The 271-nt window shown below is 37.3% G+C and carries 1 protein-coding gene; it reads right to left on the bottom strand.

All coding sequences use genetic code 11. The features are described from left to right. Nucleotides 1-118 precede the first annotated feature (118 nt). A partial coding sequence (locus tag ABS784_RS17110; protein WP_352513399.1) for an aldehyde dehydrogenase family protein occupies nt 119-271 on the bottom strand: 153 nt, incomplete at its 5' end.

Below are 271 nucleotides of genomic sequence, written 5' to 3'. Positions count from 1 at the left end.
AAAGAGTTTGGAAACGTCATGATTATTTGCCAAGCAAAAATGATACACAAATTCATTTTCAGTTAACCATTAACTGTTCGTTCAAAAATCCCTTATTGTTTGGCAGGTCGGGATGTTGTTAAAAAGGATATTTTCGATATTCTTTTTGAATCGAAATCCATTTTGTCATCGTAAATTCTTCTACCACCCAAGGGTTTCCAAATCTACCCATTCCGCTCGACTTTGTTCCGCCAAACGGAATTGTCGGGCTGTCGTTGACTGTTTGATCATT

This window comes from Geobacillus sp. G4 (genome assembly GCF_040327975.1).
Taxonomy (GTDB): Bacteria; Bacillota; Bacilli; order Bacillales; family Anoxybacillaceae; genus Geobacillus; species Geobacillus thermoleovorans.
This window is presented reverse-complemented; position numbering and strand designations above follow the sequence as displayed.